The following is a 19,805-nucleotide window of genomic DNA, read 5'->3' on the forward strand; positions in this document are numbered from 1 at the left end:
CCGCGGGAACCGACATGCCCAAGCGTACCGACATTAAAAGCATTCTGATCATTGGCGCCGGCCCCATCGTCATCGGCCAGGCGTGCGAATTCGACTACTCCGGCGCCCAGGCCTGCAAGGCGCTGCGCGAGGAGGGCTTTCGGGTCATCCTGGTCAACTCCAACCCGGCCACCATCATGACCGACCCGGCCATGGCCGATGCCACCTACATCGAGCCGATCACCTGGCAGGCGGTGGAGAAGATCATCGAGGCCGAGCGCCCCGACGCCATCCTGCCGACCATGGGCGGCCAGACCGCGCTCAATTGCGCGCTCGACCTCGACAAGCATGGCGTGCTCGAGACGTACGGCGTGGAGATGATCGGCGCCAACGCCGATGCCATCAACAAGGCCGAGGACCGCGACCTGTTCGACCAGGCCATGAAGCGCATCGGCCTGGAGTGCCCCAAGGCCGAGGTGGCGCACTCCATGGAGGAGGCCTGGCGCATCCAGGCGTCGCTGGGCTTCCCGGTGATCATTCGTCCCTCCTACACCATGGGTGGCTCCGGTGGCGGCGTGGCCTACAACAAGGAGGAGTTCGAGGAGATCTGTACTCGCGGCTTCGAACTCTCCAACAACCACGAACTCCTGATCGACGAGTCGTTGCTGGGCTGGAAGGAGTACGAGATGGAGGTCGTTCGCGACAAGAACGACAACTGCATCATTGTCTGTGCGATCGAGAACTTCGACCCCATGGGCGTGCACACCGGCGACTCCATTACCGTGGCTCCCGCGCAGACGCTGACCGACAAGGAGTACCAGATCATGCGCGACGCCTCGCTGGCGGTGCTGCGCGAGATCGGCGTCGAGACCGGCGGCTCCAACGTGCAGTTCGGCGTCGACCCCGACACGGGGCGCATGGTCGTGATCGAGATGAACCCGCGGGTGTCGCGCAGCTCGGCGCTGGCGTCAAAGGCCACCGGCTTCCCGATCGCCAAGATCGCCGCCAAGCTGGCGGTGGGCTATACCCTGGACGAACTCGCCAACGACATCACCGGCGGGCGTACCCCGGCGTCGTTCGAGCCGTCGATCGACTATGTGGTCACCAAGATTCCGCGCTTCACCTTCGAGAAGTTCCCCCAGGCCAATGACCGCCTGACCACCCAGATGAAGTCGGTGGGCGAGGTGATGGCCATCGGGCGCACCTTCCAGGAGTCGCTGCAGAAGGCGCTGCGCGGGCTGGAGACCGGCAACGACGGCCTCGACCCCAAGGTGGCGGAGTTCAGCGACGACGCCATGGCCCACATCAAGGGCGAGCTGCAGGCCGCCGGTGCCGAGCGCATCTTCTTCATTGCCGACGCCATGCGCGCCGGCATGAGCGTGGAGGAGGTCTTCGCCCTGACCAAGATCGACCCCTGGTTCCTGGTCCAGCTCGAGGACTTGGTGCGCACCGAGCAGGACGTGGCCAAGCGCTCGCTCTCCGAACTCTCGCCGCGCGACCTGTTCGGCCTCAAGCGCAAGGGTTTCAGTGATGCGCGCCTGGCCAAGCTCCTCGGCGTCTCCGAAAAGGAATTCCGTCGCACGCGGCAGAAGGCCGGTATCCGCCCGGTCTACAAGCGCGTCGACACCTGCGCCGCCGAGTTCGCCTCCGACACCGCTTACATGTACTCCACCTACGAGGAAGAGTGCGAGGCCGAGGTCTCCGATCGTCGGAAAATCATGGTACTGGGCGGTGGGCCCAACCGCATCGGCCAGGGCATCGAGTTCGACTATTGCTGCGTCCACGCCGCCTTCGCCATGCGCGACGACGGCTTTGAAACCATCATGGTCAACTGCAACCCGGAAACCGTCTCCACCGATTACGACACCTCCGATCGCCTCTACTTCGAGCCGGTGACCTTGGAGGACGTGCTGGAGATCGCCGACAAGGAGCAGCCGGTCGGCGTGATCGTGCAATTCGGCGGCCAGACGCCGCTGAAGCTGGCCCGCGAGCTGGAGGCCGCCGGCGTGCCGATCATCGGCACCACGCCGGACGCTATCGACCGCGCCGAGGACCGCGAGCGCTTCCAGCAGATGATCGACAAGCTGGGCCTCAAGCAGCCGCCCAACGCCACCGCGCGCAGCTTCGACGAAGCCTTCGTCAAGGCCGAGGCGATCGGCTACCCGCTGGTGGTGCGCCCGAGTTACGTGCTCGGCGGTCGCGCCATGGAGATCGTCTATTCCGCCGACGAACTGGAGAACTACATGACCCACGCGGTCAAGGTCTCCAACGATTCGCCGGTGCTGCTCGATCACTTCCTCAACGCCGCCATCGAGATCGACATCGACGCGGTTTCCGACGGCCACGAAGTGGTGATCGGCGGCATCATGCAGCATATCGAGCAGGCCGGCGTGCACTCCGGCGACTCCGCCTGTGCGTTGCCGCCCTACTCGCTGCCTGCCGAGGTGCAGGACGCGATGCGCGAGCAGGTCAAGCGCATGGCTATCGAGCTCGGCGTGGTAGGTCTGATGAACGTGCAATTGGCCTGGCAGGACGGCGAGATCTACGTCATCGAGGTCAATCCGCGCGCCTCGCGCACCGCCCCCTTCGTCTCCAAGTGCATCGGCACCTCGCTGGCCCAGGTCGCCGCCCGCTGCATGGCGGGCAAGACCCTGGCCGAGCAGGGCTTCACCCGCGAGATCGTGCCGCATTTTTACAGCGTCAAGGAAGCGGTGTTCCCGTTCAACAAGTTCCCGGGGGTCGATCCCATCCTGTCGCCGGAGATGAAATCCACCGGCGAGGTGATGGGCAGCGGCGATACCTTCGCCGAGGCCTTCTACAAGGCGCAGTTGGGGGCCGGCGAGGCGATTCCCAGGCTCGAGGGCGAGCGCAAGGCGTTCCTCTCGGTGCGCGATCCGGACAAGGCGGGAGTTATCGAGGTGGCGCGTTCTCTGCTAGGATTGGGATTCACGCTGTGTGCGACCCGCGGTACCGCTGCCGCGCTCGATGCCGCTGGCCTCGAGGTGGAGGTCGTCAACAAGGTTTACGAAGGCCGTCCGCATATCGTCGATCTGCTCAAGAACGACGACATCGCCTATATCGTCAACACCACCGAGGGTCGCCAAGCGATCAACGACTCCTCGGTGATTCGTCGTACCGCGCTGGCCCGCAAGGTACCCTATGCCACCACCCTGGCAGGGGCGAGTGCCGTTTGCATGGCGCTGGAGTATGGCAATGCGATCACGGTGCGGCGGTTACAGGAACTGCATGCAGGAGCGACACAATGAACAAGGTCCCGATGACCGTCGCAGGCGAAGCGCGCCTGCGTGAGGAGCTGGAGCAGCTCAAGGGTGTCGAGCGTCCTCGGGTGATCAATGCCATCGCCGAGGCGCGCGAGCACGGCGATCTGAAGGAAAATGCCGAATACCATGCGGCGCGCGAGCAACAGGGCTTCATCGAGGGGCGAATCAAGGAGATCGAGAGCAAGCTCTCCAGCGCCCAGGTGATCGACGTGCAGAAGCTGCCGCAGACCGGCAAGGTGATCTTCGGTGTCACCGTCGAGCTGATCAACCTCGGCAACGACGAGGAAGTCCGCTACCAGATCGTCGGCGAGGACGAGGCCGACATCAAGGCGGGCAAGATTTCCGTTACCTCACCTATCGCGCGGGCCCTGATCGGCAAGGAGGAGGGTGACGTGGTGGTAGTCAACACGCCGGGCGGCGAGGTCGAGTACGAGATCGCGAGCGTTCAGCATCTCTGACCCAACCTTGAAGCTGGAAGGAAAACACCCCGCGACCATGGTCGCGGGGTGTTGGTTAGCTGCTCGCGCAAAGCGCATCAGTGCCGGCCGTGATGGTTTTCGAAGCGCTTGACGTTGGAGAGCTTTGGATTGGCTTGGGGGTTCCTGCGGTAGAGCAATGCCATCTTGCCGATGGTCTGCACGCGTTCGGCGCCGCTCGCTTTCACCAGCTCATCGAGCATCGCGGCGCGGTCGTCGCGCTCCGGCAGGGCCAGTTTCACCTTGATAAGCTCATGATCCGACAGCGCCCGCTCGAGCTCGGCCAGCACACCCTCGGAAACGCCGTTCTCAGAGACCGTGACCACGGGGTTCAGGTGGTGGCCGATGCTGCGGAATGCTTTCTTTTGTGCCTGTGACAAGCTCATGGTATCGTGCGTCTTCCCGGTTGCGCGTAACCTGCCATGGTACGGTGAAATGCGCGCCAGCGAAAGCATGGCAGGCTCCATGTCGGCCTGCTTCGCTTCGCGTCTCATCGATCCAGGCCGACTGGCCTGCTCGCGGTCCGGAAATATCAATCAAGGTGATCGTGTGGCTCGATCCACTTCCTCGTCCCGCGGTGGCGGGCCCGAAACCCCGCGCCAGCAGCGCGATGGCAAGCGCGCCGCCAGCAAGACCTCGGCCTCCTGGCTCAAGGAGCACTTCGACGACCGTTTCGTGCAGCAGAGCTGGCAGGACGGTTATCGCAGCCGTGCCAGCTACAAGCTGCTCGCGCTCGACGAAAAGGATCGACTGTTCAGACCGGGCATGGCGGTGATCGACCTGGGGGCGGCACCCGGCGGCTGGAGTCAGGTAGCGGCGGACAAGGTGGGCGATCGAGGCATGGTGATCGCTTCCGATGTTCTCGAGATGGATGCGCTGGCCGGGGTCGAATTCATCCAGGGCGACTTCACCGAAGAGGCCGTACTCGAGGCGATCCTTGCCGTGTTGGGCGATCGCCCCGTCGATCTCGTAATGTCCGATATGGCACCCAACATGAGCGGCATGAGCGCCATTGACCAGCCGCAGGCCATGTACCTGGTGGAGCTGGCCCTGGATCTGGCGCGCCAGACGCTCGCGCCGGGCGGGCGCTTTCTGGCCAAGGTGTTCCAGGGCGAAGGCTTCGACGCCTACCTCAAGGAACTGCGTGCCAGTTTCGATCGGGTGGTGACCCGCAAGCCGGAGGCCTCCCGCGCCCGTTCGAGAGAAGTCTATCTGCTGGCGGAGGGATTTCGTGGCTGAGCCGTTCCGGCCCGGGTCGGTCGCGCTGCGATATTGACAGGCTGCTGGCTATTGCGATAGCGGCAGACGAATGATGCGATGGCCGGACAGCAACGCCCAACTGTGTCACAGTGTGGGGTAGAATGGCTGTCTGGCCGGGTGGAACATGCCCTGCCGCCCGTGGTCATAGAGCCAGGCGTTACGGCCAAGAGATGCTTGCAATGAGGGTAGTCCCTTGAACGATATGGCGAAGAACTTGATTCTGTGGTTGGTCATCGCGGCAGTGCTGCTGACGGTGTTCAACAACTTCAGCGTCGATAGCACACCGCAGACGATGAACTACTCGCAGTTCGTCCAGCAGGTGCAGAATCAGCAGGTCCGTAGCGTGACCATCGACGGCTACACCATCAGCGGTGAGCGCGTCGACGGCTCCCAGTTCCAGACCATCCGGCCGGCGGCGGAAGATCCCAAGCTGATGGACGATCTGCTCTCCAACAACGTCACCGTGGTGGGCAAGGAACCGCAACAGCAAAGTCTGTGGACCCGCTTGCTGATTGCCAGCTTCCCGATCCTGCTGATACTCGCCATCTTCATGTTCTTCATGCGACAGATGCAGGGAGGCGGTGCCGGCAAGGGCGGGCCGATGAGTTTTGGCAAGTCCAAGGCCAAACTGCTCTCCCAGGACCAGATCAAGACGACCTTCGCCGATGTCGCCGGCTGTGACGAGGCCAAGGAAGAGGTCGAGGAATTGGTCGATTTCCTGCGCGATCCCTCCAAGTTTCAGCGCCTGGGCGGCACCATTCCCCGCGGTGTACTGATGGTGGGGCCCCCGGGCACGGGCAAGACGTTGCTGGCGAAATCCATCGCCGGCGAGGCCAAGGTGCCGTTCTTCTCGATCTCGGGCTCTGACTTCGTCGAGATGTTCGTCGGGGTGGGCGCCTCCCGTGTGCGCGACATGTTCGAGCAGGCCAAAAAGCAGGCGCCCTGCATCATCTTCATCGACGAGATCGATGCCGTGGGTCGTTCACGCGGCGCCGGCATGGGCGGCGGCAACGACGAGCGCGAGCAGACTCTCAACCAACTGCTGGTGGAGATGGACGGCTTCGAGGCCAATGAAGGCATTATCGTCATTGCCGCCACCAACCGCCCCGACGTGCTCGACCCGGCACTGCTGCGTCCGGGCCGCTTCGACCGCCAGGTGGTGGTGCCGCTGCCCGACATTCGCGGTCGCGAGCATATCCTCAACGTACACTTGCGCAAGGTGCCGCTGGCCGACGACGTCAAGCCGTCGTTGATCGCCCGCGGTACCCCGGGCTTTTCGGGCGCCGACTTGGCCAACCTGGTCAACGAGGCGGCGCTGTTCGCCGCACGGCGCAACAAGCGCCTGGTGGGCATGGAGGAGTTGGAACTGGCCAAGGACAAGATCATGATGGGCGCCGAGCGACGCTCCATGGTCATGACCGACAAGGAGAAGCTCAATACCGCCTATCACGAGTCGGGCCACGCCATCATCGGCCTGGTGATGCCGGAGCATGACCCGGTCTACAAAGTGACGATCATTCCCCGCGGACGCGCGTTGGGCGTGACCATGTTCCTGCCCGAGCAGGATCGCTACAGCCTGTCGCGCCAGCAGATCATCAGCCAGATTTGCTCGCTGTTCGGCGGACGCATCGCCGAGGAGATGACCTTGGGGCCGAACGGCGTTACCACCGGGGCTTCCAACGACATCAAGCGCGCCACCGAGCTGGCCCACAACATGGTCGCCAAATGGGGGCTGTCCGAGGAGATGGGGCCGATCATGTACGACGAGGACGAGTCGCACCAGTTCCTCGGCGGCCCGGGCCAGGGCGGCGGCAAGCTCAAGTCGGGCGAGACCACCACCCGGCTCGACAAGGAAGTGCGCAAGATCATCGACCAGTGCTACGCCGAGGCGAAGCGGATTCTCGAGGAGAACCGCGACAAGCTCGATGCCATGGCCGAGGCGCTGATGCAGTACGAGACCATCGACGCCGACCAGCTCCGCGACATCATGGAAGGCCGCAAGCCGCGTCCGCCCAAGGATTGGGAAGATGGGGACTCTGGCAGCGGCTCGCCGATCACCGGGGAGGCCGATCGGCAGCGCGACGAGACGCCGGCAGCCGAGCCGACCGATAGCGGCAACAGCGGCGATGGGGGGAATCAAGGAGACGGGGAGGAAGAGGAAGAGCCTCGCCGCCGCCCTTCCGACCCGTTGGGCGGTCCCGCCGGGTCGTGACCTGACCTCTGCACCCAGGCGCCCCTTCGGGGGCGCCTTTGCCGTGGGTGTGTGCTCTTTTCTTCAGGCCTGTGTCACGGGATCCATGACATGACCGAAACCGCTTCGTCGACCTGGCTCCCATGTGGTCGGCATCGTCTCGATCTTTCCTATCCCCGTATCATGGGGATTCTCAACGTCACGCCCGACTCCTTCTCCGACGGCGGTCGCCATATACTTCTCGACGATGCCATGCGCCACGCCGAGCGCATGCTGGCCGAAGGCGCGGCGATCATCGACGTGGGCGGCGAATCGACCCGACCCGGGGCGCAGCCGGTCTCCTCCCAGCAAGAGCTCGACCGGGTGGCGCCGGTGGTCGAACGCCTCGTCCATGAATTCGATGCGTTGGTTTCGGTGGATACCAGCAATCCGGCGATCATGCGCGAGACCGCAGCGCTGGGCGCCGGTATGATCAATGATGTACGCGCCCTGCAGCGCGAGGGGGCCATCGAGGCGGCGCTGAGCGTCGGCCTGCCGGTGTGCCTGATGCACATTCAGGGCGAACCGCAGGACATGCAGCAGGCGCCACGCTATGCGGATCCCATCGAGGAGGCGGTGATCGATTTTCTCGAGGCGCGCGTGGCGGAGTGTGAGGCTGCCGGGCTGCGCCGCGAACGCCTGCTGCTCGACCCCGGTTTCGGCTTCGGCAAGACCGTCGAGCACAACCTGCGCCTGCTCAATCGCATGGATCGCCTGGCCCGGCTTAAGCTGCCGCTGCTCGTGGGCATGTCGCGCAAGAGCATGATCGGCAAGGTGTTGGGGCGGCCGGTGGAGGAGCGTCTTCCGGGTGGCCTGGCATTGGCATCGCTGGCGGTCGAGCGTGGCGCCCGAATCCTTCGCGTCCACGACGTCGGCCCTGTCCTGGATGCGGTGAACATGACCTGGGCCGTGCTAAGGGAAGGCTGCGAGCATGACTAGAAAATACTTCGGTACGGATGGCATTCGCGGAACGGTCGGGGATTACCCCATTACGCCCGATTTCATGCTCAAGCTGGGGTGGGCCGTGGGCCGGGTGTTGGCTCGCGAGACCGGCCGTGCGAGGGTGTTGATCGGCAAGGATACGCGCATCTCGGGCTACATGTTCGAGTCGGCGCTGGAAGCGGGGCTCTCCGCCGCCGGCGTCGATGTGGCGCTGCTCGGTCCCATGCCGACACCGGGAATTGCCTATCTGACGCGCACCTTCCGGGCCGACGCCGGCATCGTCATTTCGGCTTCGCACAACCCTTTCGCCGACAATGGCATCAAGTTCTTCTCCACGGCGGGTACCAAACTCGCCGATGCGATAGAGGAACGCATCGAGGCCGTGCTAGACGAGCCGCTGACTACGGTGGCGGCGGGCAAGCTGGGCAAGGCGATGCGCATCGATGACGCTGCCGGTCGCTATATCGAATTCTGCAAGTCGACCATTCCCAATCGCGTCAGCTTGCACGGGCTGCGCATGGTGCTCGACTGCGCCCACGGGGCCACCTATCACATCGCTCCCAGCGTGTTTCGCGAGCTGGGTGCCGAGATCAGCCTGGTCGGTGCCAGCCCCGACGGCCTCAACATCAACCGCGAGGTGGGCTCCACCTCTCCGGCCAGCCTGCGCGCCGCGGTGATACAGCAGGGGGCCGATCTCGGCATCGCCTTCGATGGCGACGGCGACCGCGTGCTGATGGTCGATGCCGATGGCCGTGAGATCGACGGCGACGATATTCTCTACCTGATCGCCCGCGATCGGCATGAACGCGGCCAGTTGCAGGGGGGCGTCGTGGGTACGCTGATGACCAACTTCGGGCTGGCCATGGCGCTGGAGCGCATGGACATTCCCTTCGAGCGGGTCAAGGTCGGCGATCGTTACGTGGTCGAACGCTTGCTGGAAAACGGCTGGCAGCTCGGCGGCGAGTCATCGGGTCATATCGTCTGTGCCGACGTGCAGAGCACCGGCGACGGTATCGTCTCGGCGCTCCAGGTACTGGCGATCATGGTCAACGAGGGCAAGCCGCTGCATGCGCTGCTCGCCGGGTTGGAGAAGGTGCCCCAGGCGCTGGTCAACGTGCGCCTGACACCGGGCAGTGACGCTAAAGCGCTGATCGATGCACCCGCGGTGAAGGAGGCCGTGGCCGGGGTAGAGGCGCAGCTGGGAGACGACGGTCGCGTGTTGCTGCGCCCGTCGGGCACCGAGCCGCTGATACGGGTCATGGTCGAAGGGCGGGCGCATCTCGACGTCGAGGCGCTGGCTCGGCAGTTGGCCAACGAGGTGGAGGGGGTGTTGGCCTGACGGCCGCGAAGGTTGTCTTGACCTGGCGCCTCCTATACCATTTCGCTCCACTTTGAAAGAGGACGTCGCATGCGAACGCCGCTGATCGCCGGGAACTGGAAGATGAACGGCTCGGCCTCGCTGGTCGAGGATTTCGGTCGTGCTTTCGCCGAAAAGTCGTTTCCGGCGTCGCTGGACGTGGTCATCCTGCCGCCTTTTCCCTACCTGGATGCGGCGCGACGTGCCTTCGACGGCACGCGGTTGCGCCTTGGTGCGCAAACGCTGAATCCGCTGCACTCCGGCGCGCGCACCGGAGAGGTGAGCGGGCGCATGCTCAAGGAGTTCGGCGTCGAGTTCGCATTGGTGGGGCACTCCGAGCGCCGTCAGCTTTACCGCGAGGACGATGCGGCCGTATACGATCGGCTGCTGGCAGCGCTGAATACCGACATCACGCCGATCCTGTGCGTCGGCGAGACGTTGGAAGAGCGCGATGCCGGCAAGACCATGGACGTGGTCCTGCGACAGGTGGGTTACGTGATGGCACGCCTGGAGCCGGAGCAGCGCACACGGATTGCCATCGCCTACGAGCCGGTGTGGGCCATCGGCACGGGGCGTACGGCGACTCCCGACCAGGCTCAGGAGGTCATGGCCGGGATTCGCGAGTACCAGGCCAGCTTCGACCGCGACCTGGCGGCGGGCATGCGCCTGCTCTATGGCGGCAGCATGAATGCCGACAACGCGGCCGAGCTGCTGGCTCAGCCCGATATCGACGGCGGCCTGGTGGGCGGCGCTTCGCTCAAGGTCGACGATTTCCTAGCCATTTGTCAGTCAGCAGGTTGATTCCATGCAAGTTGCCATTCTCATGATCCATGTGGCGATCGCCATTGCTCTGGTCGTTCTGATCCTGCTGCAGCAGGGCAAGGGCGCCGAGGCCGGTGCCGCCTTCGGCGGCGGCGCCTCGCAAACCGTGTTCGGCTCGCGCGGCAGCGGCAGCTTTCTGTCGCGTACCACTGCGGTGCTGGCGGCGGCCTTTTTCGCCACGTCGCTGACCCTGGCCTATTTCGCCAGCCAGGCCGGGGAGGCTCCCGAAGCGGGAATTCCTGACGCGCGCCTGATCGAGCAGCAGAGCGGGCTGCCCACGCTTGACGACGAGGCCCGCGACGTGGATAATACCGCGCCAGTGCTGGAGGAAAGCGGCGGCTAGTCGCGCCCCGGCAATCAAGCAGGCCGAAGTGGTGGAATTGGTAGACACGCTATCTTGAGGGGGTAGTGACCTTACGGTCGTGCGGGTTCAAGTCCCGCCTTCGGCACCATCTGAAACGCTGCGCTCTTGCCGAGAGCGTGAGTCGTCAGAAGCAGGATTGGCACCAGGAAATTGTAAACGTGGCCATGCCTTTAGGTCTTGACCGGAGGGAGGCTGGCGTCTACAATCGCCGACCTGGAATGTTGCGGGGTGGAGCAGTCTGGTAGCTCGTCGGGCTCATAACCCGAAGGTCATCGGTTCAAATCCGGTCCCCGCTACCATCTCCGGCCGAGCGTCCCGAAGGGGCGACAGTGGGCCGAAGAGGTAACACAGGTTTCTTGTGAAAGGCCCCTTCCTGCGAAGGGGCTTTTTGTTAGCAGCATACTGCCGGCCTTGCCGGTAGCGCTTATCCGGGCAACGCCAATCAGCCACCTAGCTTTCCTGTTCACTCCCGGCCAGGTGCCTGATGCAACGGCTGTAGGAGCTTTTTCTGTGGCACTCAAGGACGCTGCGCTGTATGCGCTGATCGAGCCGGTGGTCGCCGCCATGGGGTTCGAACTCTGGGGCATCGACTACCGCCCCCAGGGCAAGCACTCCCGGCTGGTGATCTACATTGATCATGCCGACGGTGTGAGCGTGGATCATTGCGCTGACGTCAGTCGCCAGGTCAGCGCCGTGCTCGACGTGGAAGATCCCATTCCGGGCGAATATCGCCTGGAGGTGTCGTCGCCGGGCATGGACCGTCCGCTCTTCACCCTCGACCAGTTCGCTCGCTTTGCGGGGCATGAGGTGGCGTTGAAGCTGCGCGTTCCCTTTGATGGTCGGCGCAAGTTCCAGGGGCTGCTGGCGGGTATCGAAGAAGACGAGGTGCTGCTGCGGCTCGATGACGAAGAGTACTGCTTTCCTATCGAGAGCATCGATCAGGCACGGGTGGTTCCCCGGTTCGAGGACTGAGGTCACCCTGGACGGTGCATAAGAACAGGTTTTCTGGCGAGGCAAAGGCATGAGTAAAGAAATTCTGACGGTCGTCGATGCGATCTCCAACGAGAAAGGCGTGCCCCGTGACGTGATCTTCGAGGCCGTCGAAGCCGCTTTGGCCAGCGCGTCTCGCAAGCGCTTTGAAGGCCGCGAGGTCAGCGTGAGGGTGCACATCGACCGCAGCACCGGTGACTACGAAACCTTCCGCCGCTGGGAAGTGGTGGAGGACGATGAGTTCGAGAATCCTGACGCCGAGATCAAGCAGTCGTTCGCTGAACGTCGCGATCCGCCGCTCACGCTCGGTGACGTGGTCGAGGAACAGATCGAGAACGCCGCCTTTGGCCGCATCGCCGCCCAGACCGCCAAGCAGGTCATCGTGCAGAAGGTACGCGAAGCCGAGCGCGCCGAGGTGGTCCGGCAATACGCCGAACGCGAGGGGGAGTTGGTCGCCGGCATCGTCAAGAAGACCACCCGAGACGGCCTGATCATCGATCTGGGGGAGAATGCCGAGGCGTTCCTGCCGCGCAGCGAGATGATCCCGGGCGAGCGCTACCGCATGAACGACCGGGTGCGCGCACTGCTGGTCAAGGTCGACGCCGAGGCGCGCGGTGCCCAGCTCATCTTGTCGCGTACCTGCCCGGAACTGATCATCGAGCTGTTCAAGATCGAAGTGCCGGAAATTGCCGAACAGCTCATCGAAATCAAGGGTGCGGCGCGCGACCCCGGCTCCCGGGCCAAGATCGCGGTCAAGACCAACGACAGACGCATCGATCCGGTCGGCGCCTGTGTCGGCATGCGCGGTTCCCGCGTGCAGGCGGTGTCGAGTGAGCTGCAGAACGAGCGGGTCGACATCATTCTGTGGGACGACAACCCCGCCCAGTTGGTGATCAATGCCATGGCGCCGGCGGATGTCGCCTCGATCCTGGTCGACGAGGACGCCCATGCCATGGACGTCGCCGTGGCCGAGGACAACCTGGCCCAGGCCATCGGCCGCAGCGGTCAGAACGTTCGCCTGGCTTCCGAACTCACCGGTTGGCGAATCAACGTCATGACGGAGGGCGAAGCCGAAGACAAGCGCGAACAGGAGATCGATAGTTTGGTCGAGCACTTCATCCAGCATCTGGAAATCGAGGACGACCTCGCCCGGCTGCTGGTGGAGGAGGGCTTCACCACGCTGGAAGAGATCGCCTACGTGCCCCTCGAGGAGATGCTCGAAATCGAGGAGCTGGACGAGGATCTGGTGGAAGAGCTGCGTGCCCGTGCCAAGGACGAGCTGCTGACCTTGGCCATCGCCTCCGAGGAGGAGCTGGACGGTGCGCAACCCGCCGATGACCTGCTGGAGATGGACGGCATGGAGCGGCACTTGGCCTTCATCCTGGCGAGCCGGGGCATCGCAACCATGGAGGACCTCGCCGAGCAGTCCGTCGACGATCTGATGGACATCGAGGGCATGGACGAGGAGCGCGCTGCAGCACTGATCATGACTGCCCGTGCGCCCTGGTTCGAGAACGAACAGTAAACGGGTCACGGGGCTGAGGAGGGTCGAGATGTCGGAAATGACCGTTAAAGATTTCGCAGCGAAGGTGGGGCGCGACGTGCCCCGCCTGCTGGAACAGATGAAGGAAGCCGGACTTGAGCACAAGTCCGAGAGCGATGCCGTGTCCGAGGAGGACAAGCGCAAGCTGCTCGATTACCTGACCAAGAGCCACGGCGGTTCAGGTGCCGGGGCGCGCAATCGCATCACTCTGACGCGCAAGACTCGCAGCCGGATCAAGACCGGTGAGCGTGGTAAGACCATCGAGGTGCAGGTGCGCAAGAAGCGCACCTACGTCAAGCGCGCCGAGGAGGAGGAAGCCACTCAGCCCGAGCCGGCGGAAGAGACCGGTCCGCGTCAGCTGGTCGGCGACATGGCCCAGGCCGAGGCAGCGCGCGAGGCGGCACAGGCCCAGGCTCGCATCGACGAGCAGGCCGCTCAGGAGGCCGCTCGCGAAGAGGCTGCCCAGGCTGAAGCGCCGAAGGCCGTCGAGCCCGAGCTTCCGGTGCCTGAGCTGCAGGCCGAGCCCGAAGAGACAACCGGTGAACCCGAGCCGCCGGCCCCGCCGAAAGAGGGGCGGACCGATCGTCGCACCGCGCCGCCGAAGAAGGCGTCGGCCAAGAAGGGACGCCACGACCGCGATGAGGACGATCGCGGCGATCGCGAGGAGCGTCGTCGTGGGGGGGGCAAGAAGGCCAAGCGCGCCGAGCGTCGCGGCGGCCGTCGCGGCACGACCCAGGGTGGCGGCAAGCACGGTTTCCAGAAACCCACCCAGCCGATCGTGCGTGAGGTCTCGATCCCCGAGTCGATCAGCGTTGCCGACCTGGCCGACAAGATGTCGATCAAGGCGAACGAAGTCATCAAGACCATGTTCACCATGGGCGCGGCGGTAACCATCAACCAGACCATCGACCAGGACACCGCGGCCATCGTGGTCGAGGAGATGGGCCACAAGCCCAAGCTGGTCAAGGACGATGCGCTGGAGACCGAAGTGCTCGAGGGCATCTCCTACGAGGGTGAGGAGATCACTCGCTCGCCGGTGGTCACGGTCATGGGTCACGTCGACCACGGCAAGACCTCGCTGCTCGATTACATTCGCCAGGCCAAGGTCGCCACCGGCGAGGCCGGCGGCATCACCCAGCACATCGGCGCCTACCACGTGGAAGGCGAGCATGGCGGCGTGACCTTCCTCGATACCCCGGGCCACGCGGCATTCACCGCCATGCGTGCCCGCGGTGCCAAGGCCACCGACGTCGTCATCCTGGTGGTGGCGGCCGATGACGGCGTCATGCCGCAGACCATCGAGGCGGTCGAGCACTCCAAGGCGGCCGGCGTGCCGATGGTCGTGGCGGTCAACAAGATCGACAAGCCTTCGGCGGACCCTGACCGGGTCAAGAACGAGCTGTCGCAGCATGGCGTCATCTCCGAGGAGTGGGGCGGCGACACCCAGTTCGTGCACGTCTCGGCCAAGACCGGAGAAGGCATCGATGCGCTGCTCGAGGCCGTTCTGCTGGTTTCCGAGGTGCTCGAACTCAAGGCCGTACCGGAAGCGCCGGGCAAGGGTGTGGTGGTCGAGTCGCGTCTGGACAAGGGGCGTGGCCCGGTAGCCACCGTGCTGGTTCAGAACGGCACCTTGAAGAAAGGCGATATCGTGCTCGCCGGCCTGCACTACGGCCGCGTGCGCGCGCTGGTCAACGAGTTGGGCCAGCAGGTCGACGAGGCCGGCCCGGCCATGCCGGTGGAGATCCAGGGCCTCGACGGGACGCCCGAGGCGGGTGATGACTTCATGGTCGTGGCCGACGAGAAGAAGGCCCGCGAGGTCGCCAACTTCCGTCAGGGCAAGTACCGCGAGGTGCGCCTGGCGCGCCAGCAGAAGGCCAAACTGGAGAACATGTTCAGCCAGATGGGCCAGGACGAGGTGGCCAAGGTCAACATCGTGCTCAAGGCCGACGTGCAGGGCTCGCTGGAAGCCATTCGCGGCGCCTTGGAAGAACTCTCCACCGACGAGGTGCAGGTGGCGGTGGTCTCCTCGGGCGTGGGCGGCATCACCGGCACCGACGCCAACCTGGCGCTGGCCTCCGAGGCTATCGTGGTCGGCTTCAACGTGCGCGCCGACGCCGCTGCCCGCGAGATCATCGAGCGTGAAGGGCTGGATCTGCGCTATTACAGCGTCATCTATCAGCTCATCGACGAGGTCAAGCAGGCCATGAGCGGCATGCTGGCGCCGGAGTGGAAGGAAGAGATCGTCGGCGTGGCCGAGGTTCGCGACGTCTTCCGCGCACCCAAGATCGGCGCCGTGGCCGGCTGCATGGTGGTCGAGGGCACCGTCTTCCGCAACAAGAAGATCCGCGTGCTGCGCGACAACGTGGTCATCTACGAGGGCGAACTCGAGTCGCTGCGCCGCTTCAAGGACGACGTGCAGGAAGTGCGCAACGGCATGGAGTGCGGCATCGGCGTCAAGAACTACAACGATGTCCAGGTCGGCGACAAGATCGAGGTCTTCGATCAGGTTCGGGTCGAGCGGACGCTGTAATCGCAGCGGGAGTGGAGCATGCGCGAATTCAAGCGTACCGATCGGGTCGGCGACCAGTTGCAGAAGGAGCTGGCCGTGTTGATCCAGCGCGAGGTCAAGGATCCGCGCCTGGGCATGGTCACCGTCAGCGGGGTCACGGTCAGCCGTGACCTTGGCTACGCCGACGTCTACGTGACCCTGCTGGGCGAGGATGATCCCGAGCGCATTGCAGAGAATCTCAAGGTGCTCCGTCAGGCCTCCGGCTTCCTGCGCAGCCAGATCGCGCGACGTATCAAGCTGCGTCACGTACCGGAACTGCGCTTCCACTACGACGAGAGCGTAGTGCGTGGGCAGCGGCTCTCCTCGCTGATCGACGAGGCGGTCGAGAGCGACCGTGCTCGTCACGAGGACGAGGAGGACGATGGCAGCGAAGGAGAGCGCAGCTGATGGCACGCCGACGCCGCGGCCTGCCGGTCAACGGGGTGCTGCTGCTCGACAAGCCCAAGGGAGAGTCGAGCAACCGTGCTCTGCAACGCGCCCGGCGCTTGCTGCAGGCGCAGAAGGCGGGGCATACCGGGACGCTGGATCCCATGGCGACCGGGTTATTGCCGGTCTGCCTGGGCGAGGCAACCAAGTTCTCGGCGCACCTGCTCGAGGCCGACAAGGTCTACCGCACCCGGGTGCAGCTCGGCACGGTGACCGATACCGGCGACGCTGAGGGCGAGGTGGTGGAACGCTACTCGGTCCGGCCGCTGACGGCCGCTGACATCGAAGATGTGCTGGAGCGCTTTCGTGGCGAGATCGAGCAGGTACCCCCGATGCATTCTGCGCTCAAGCATCGGGGGCGCAAGCTCTATGAACTGGCCCGCGAGGGCAGGACAATTGAGCGTGCAGCGCGTCGTGTGACGGTGTATGATGCCCGGCTGCTTGCCTTCGAGGGCGAAGCGTTCGAACTCGAGGTTCGGGTGAGCAAGGGGACCTATATTCGTACCCTGGCCGAGGACATCGGGCTCGCGCTGGGCTGCGGGGCACATATCACCGCCCTGCGACGGCTTGCCACCGGCCCCTTCGACAGCGAGGGGATGCTGGCGCTGGAGACCCTCGAGTCTCTGCCGGGTCAGAGCGAGCGCGAGGCGGCGTTGCTGCCCATCGATGTGTTGGTGGCGCATCTGCCGCGTCTCAACCTGAGCGAAGCGGCAAGACAGCGACTCGCGTACGGCCAGACGGCTGGCATCGAGTCGACCGCCATCGCCTCTGGGGCGACGGCGAGACTCTACTGCGGCGAGGCCTTCCTCGGTCTCGGTGTGGTGAAGGGACCACAGGAAGTGGCTCCCAAGCGGCTGCTCAACACGGCGGCCGACTGAGGCGCGGGTAGACCGGCCTCGCAAGGAGAGACGCCCGAGACTGCAAATATGCGTGGTCTCACACATTCACGTTTCAGGCATATTGCTTACTGGAGAGACAGATGGCACTGACCGCTGAACAGAAGGCCGAGATCGTCAAGGAATTCGGCCGTGGCGACAACGACACCGGTTCCCCCGAAGTTCAGGTGGCCCTGCTGAGCGCCAACATCGACGGCCTGCAGGATCACTTCAAGACCAACAAGCAGGATCATCACTCGCGTCGTGGCCTGATCCGCATGGTCAATCAACGCCGCAAGCTGCTGGATTATCTGAAGCGCAAGGACCTGGCGCGTTATCAGGCTTTGATCCAACGCCTCGGCCTGCGTCGCTGATCGACGCGCTGAGTGGGTAATGGACGGGCAGCCTTCGGGCTGCCCGTTTTGCGTATCCGAGTGGCGAAAACGGTGGTATAGGTGGCTCTCACGCGCGTCAACCCCTAAAATGGTCGCCGAGTCAAAAACGACCCATACATGAGTAGAGACAAGTTGAAGGAAGTCGCCGTGAATCCGGTCAAGAAAACGTTTCAGTACGGTCGCAGCACCGTCACCCTGGAGACCGGGCGCATCGCCCGCCAGGCCACCGGTGCCGTTCTGGTCACCATGGACGAAACCGTCGTCCTGTGTACCGTCGTCGCCCGCAAGGACACCAAGCCGGGGCAGGATTTCTTCCCGCTCTCCGTTCATTACCAAGAAAGAACCTACGCGGTCGGCAAGATACCCGGCGGCTTCTTCAAGCGCGAGGGGCGTCCCACCGAGAAGGAAACCCTTACCTCGCGGCTGATCGACCGCCCGATCCGCCCGCTGTTTCCCAAGGGCTTCATGAACGAGGTGCAGGTCATCTGTACGGTGCTCTCCACCGACCGCAACCATGACCCCGACATCGCCGCGATGCTCGGTACTTCCGCGGCGCTGGCCATTTCCGGCGTGCCGTTCAATGGCCCCATCGGTGCCGCCCGCGTCGGTTTTAACGAGGAGAAGGGCTACTTCCTCAACCCCACCGTGGAAGAGCTCACCGGCTCCGAGCTGGACATGGTGGTCGCCGGTACCGAGAAGGCCGTGCTGATGGTCGAGTCCGAGGCCGACGAGCTGCTCGAGGATGAAATGCTCGGTGCCGTGCTCTTCGGCCACCAGGAGATGCAGACGGCCATCCGTGCGATCAACGAGCTGGTCGCCGAAGGCGGCAAGCCGAAGTGGGATTGGCAGCCCGTTGCCGAGAACACCGCGCTCAAGCAGGCCGTCGCCACGGCCTTCGAGGCCAAGGTCGGCGAAGCCTATCGCATCACCGACAAGATGGCCCGCCAGGATGCCCTCGCTGCGCTCAAGGAGCAGGCGGTGGAGCAGCTTGCCGGCGAGGCAGAGGGCCAGTTCGACGCCGATGACGTCAAGAGCGCCTTCGCCAGCCTCGAGAAGCGCGTGGTGCGCTCGCGTGTGATCAAGGGCGAGCCGCGCATCGACGGTCGCGACCAGAAGACCGTGCGGCCGCTGGCTATCGAGGTCGGTAGCCTGCCCAAGACCCACGGTTCGGCGATCTTCACCCGCGGCGAGACCCAGGCGATCGTCATTGCCACCTTGGGAACCTTGCGTGACGCCCAACTGATCGAGTCGCTGGAGGGCGAGCGCAAGGACCGTTTCCTGCTGCACTACAATTTCCCGCCCTACAGCGTGGGCGAGGCCGGCTTCATGGGCGGCCCCAAGCGCCGCGAGATCGGCCATGGGCGCCTGGCACGTCGCGGTGTGCAGGCGATGCTGCCTGACGAGGCGGATTTCCCCTACACCATTCGCGTGGTCTCCGAGATCACCGAATCCAACGGCTCCAGCTCCATGGCATCGGTGTGCGGTGCGTCGCTGGCCCTGATGGACGCCGGTGTGCCGATGAAGGCGCCGGTGGCAGGCATCGCCATGGGACTGGTGAAGGACGACGACGGCTTCGCCGTGCTCACCGATATCCTCGGCGACGAGGATCACCTGGGCGACATGGACTTCAAGGTGGCCGGTTCGGCTGCCGGGGTCACCGCTCTGCAGATGGACATCAAGATCGAGGGCATCAACGAGGAGATCATGGAGGTCGCCCTGCAGCAGGCCCACGACGCTCGTCTGCACATCCTCGAGCAGATGAATGTGGTGATCAGCCAGAGCCGTGCCGAGGTCTCCGAGAATGCCCCTTCGATGGCCACCATCAAGATCGACCCCGAGAAGATCCGCGACGTCATCGGCAAGGGGGGGGCTACCATCCGCAAGATCTGCGAGGATACCGGCGCTTCCATCGATCTCGACGACGACGGCACCGTGCGTATCTATGCCGAGGACAAGGCGGCGGCCAAGAAAGCCATCGACACCGTGCTCGCCATCACCGCCGAGGCAGAGATCGGCAAGCTCTATCGTGGCAAGGTGGTGCGAATCGCCGACTTCGGCGCCTTCGTCAATATCATGCCGGGCACCGACGGCCTGGTGCACATCTCGCAGATCGTGCCCGAGCGGGTCAACGACGTGCGTGATTTCCTCAATGAGGGAGACGAGGTCGTGGTCAAGGTGCTCGACATCGACAACCGCAATCGCGTGAAGCTCACCATCAAGGAGATCATGCCGGAAGAGAAGGCTGCCTTCGAAGCCGAGCAGGCCGAGACCGCGCTGTAAGCGTACTTGACGACGC

The 19,805-nt window shown here is 64.4% G+C and carries 16 protein-coding genes and 2 tRNA genes; 17 read left to right on the forward strand and 1 reads right to left on the reverse strand.

The genetic code is table 11. The features are described 5' to 3' along the window. Positions 1-14: 14 nt before the first annotated feature. Positions 15-3,245: a carbamoyl-phosphate synthase large subunit gene (gene carB, locus F0A17_RS16935; protein ID WP_149329523.1), complete on the forward strand. Its 3,231-nt coding sequence runs from the start codon at positions 15-17 to the stop codon at positions 3,243-3,245. Next, the gene (gene greA, locus F0A17_RS16940) at positions 3,242-3,718 is read left to right on the forward strand and encodes a transcription elongation factor GreA (protein ID WP_149329524.1); all 477 of its coding nucleotides are present in this window, start codon (positions 3,242-3,244) and stop codon (positions 3,716-3,718) included. The genes carB and greA overlap by 4 nt, the downstream gene beginning before the upstream one ends. Before the next feature lie 77 nt (positions 3,719-3,795). Here the strand turns inward: greA and yhbY are convergent, their stop codons facing one another. Further along, positions 3,796-4,122: a ribosome assembly RNA-binding protein YhbY gene (gene yhbY / locus F0A17_RS16945; protein ID WP_149329577.1), complete on the reverse strand. Its 327-nt coding sequence runs from the start codon at positions 4,120-4,122 to the stop codon at positions 3,796-3,798. A 163-nt stretch (positions 4,123-4,285) separates the two neighbouring features. Here yhbY and rlmE point away from each other — a divergent pair, with 163 nt between their 5' ends. From rlmE to pnp, 15 genes are all read left to right on the forward strand, one after another. Continuing rightward, positions 4,286-4,975 carry a 23S rRNA (uridine(2552)-2'-O)-methyltransferase RlmE gene (rlmE, locus tag F0A17_RS16950; protein ID WP_228716945.1) on the forward strand — a complete coding sequence of 230 codons (690 nt, stop codon included), beginning with the start codon at positions 4,286-4,288 and terminating at the stop codon, positions 4,973-4,975. Between the two features lie 214 nt (positions 4,976-5,189). Further along, the gene (gene ftsH / locus F0A17_RS16955; RefSeq protein ID WP_149329525.1) at positions 5,190-7,208 is read left to right on the forward strand and encodes an ATP-dependent zinc metalloprotease FtsH; all 2,019 of its coding nucleotides are present in this window, start codon (positions 5,190-5,192) and stop codon (positions 7,206-7,208) included. Positions 7,209-7,298: 90 nt separating this feature from the next. Beyond that, complete coding sequence (gene folP / locus F0A17_RS16960) at positions 7,299-8,165, forward strand: dihydropteroate synthase (RefSeq protein ID WP_187774721.1); 867 nt, start codon at positions 7,299-7,301, stop codon at positions 8,163-8,165. Then, complete coding sequence (gene glmM / locus F0A17_RS16965; protein ID WP_149329526.1) at positions 8,158-9,507, forward strand: phosphoglucosamine mutase; 1,350 nt, start codon at positions 8,158-8,160, stop codon at positions 9,505-9,507. The genes folP and glmM overlap by 8 nt, the downstream gene beginning before the upstream one ends. A 69-nt stretch (positions 9,508-9,576) precedes the next feature. Then, positions 9,577-10,326, forward strand: a complete 750-nt coding sequence (tpiA, locus tag F0A17_RS16970) for a triose-phosphate isomerase (protein ID WP_149329527.1) — start codon at positions 9,577-9,579, stop codon at positions 10,324-10,326. A 4-nt stretch (positions 10,327-10,330) separates the two neighbouring features. Continuing rightward, positions 10,331-10,690, forward strand: a complete 360-nt coding sequence (gene secG, locus F0A17_RS16975) for a preprotein translocase subunit SecG (protein WP_149329528.1) — start codon at positions 10,331-10,333, stop codon at positions 10,688-10,690. A gap of 22 nt (positions 10,691-10,712) precedes the next feature. Next, a tRNA-Leu gene (locus F0A17_RS16980) sits at positions 10,713-10,799 on the forward strand. 134 nt (positions 10,800-10,933) lie between these two features. Then, positions 10,934-11,010 (forward strand) — tRNA-Met (locus tag F0A17_RS16985). A 211-nt stretch (positions 11,011-11,221) separates the two neighbouring features. After that, entirely contained in the window at positions 11,222-11,683 is a 462-nt protein-coding gene (rimP, locus tag F0A17_RS16990; protein ID WP_149329529.1) for a ribosome maturation factor RimP, read from the forward strand. Between the two features lie 49 nt (positions 11,684-11,732). Next, positions 11,733-13,226: a transcription termination factor NusA gene (nusA, locus tag F0A17_RS16995; protein ID WP_149329530.1), complete on the forward strand. Its 1,494-nt coding sequence runs from the start codon at positions 11,733-11,735 to the stop codon at positions 13,224-13,226. 28 nt (positions 13,227-13,254) lie between these two features. After that, positions 13,255-15,774, forward strand: coding sequence for a translation initiation factor IF-2 (infB, locus tag F0A17_RS17000; RefSeq protein WP_149329531.1), 2,520 nt, complete (start codon positions 13,255-13,257; stop codon positions 15,772-15,774). A gap of 18 nt (positions 15,775-15,792) precedes the next feature. After that, positions 15,793-16,200 carry a 30S ribosome-binding factor RbfA gene (rbfA, locus tag F0A17_RS17005; protein WP_149329532.1) on the forward strand — a complete coding sequence of 136 codons (408 nt, stop codon included), beginning with the start codon at positions 15,793-15,795 and terminating at the stop codon, positions 16,198-16,200. Then, entirely contained in the window at positions 16,200-17,117 is a 918-nt protein-coding gene (gene truB, locus F0A17_RS17010; RefSeq protein WP_149329533.1) for a tRNA pseudouridine(55) synthase TruB, read from the forward strand. Before rbfA ends, truB begins: the two co-directional genes overlap by 1 nt. Positions 17,118-17,218: 101 nt before the next feature. Next, the gene (gene rpsO / locus F0A17_RS17015) at positions 17,219-17,488 is read left to right on the forward strand and encodes a 30S ribosomal protein S15 (RefSeq protein ID WP_086510454.1); all 270 of its coding nucleotides are present in this window, start codon (positions 17,219-17,221) and stop codon (positions 17,486-17,488) included. Positions 17,489-17,656: 168 nt separating this feature from the next. Then, complete coding sequence (gene pnp / locus F0A17_RS17020; RefSeq protein ID WP_187774726.1) at positions 17,657-19,789, forward strand: polyribonucleotide nucleotidyltransferase; 2,133 nt, start codon at positions 17,657-17,659, stop codon at positions 19,787-19,789. Positions 19,790-19,805: the final 16 nt, after the last annotated feature.

The sequence above is a fragment of the Billgrantia pellis genome, from assembly GCF_008297955.1.
Taxonomy (GTDB): domain Bacteria; phylum Pseudomonadota; class Gammaproteobacteria; order Pseudomonadales; family Halomonadaceae; genus Halomonas; species Halomonas pellis.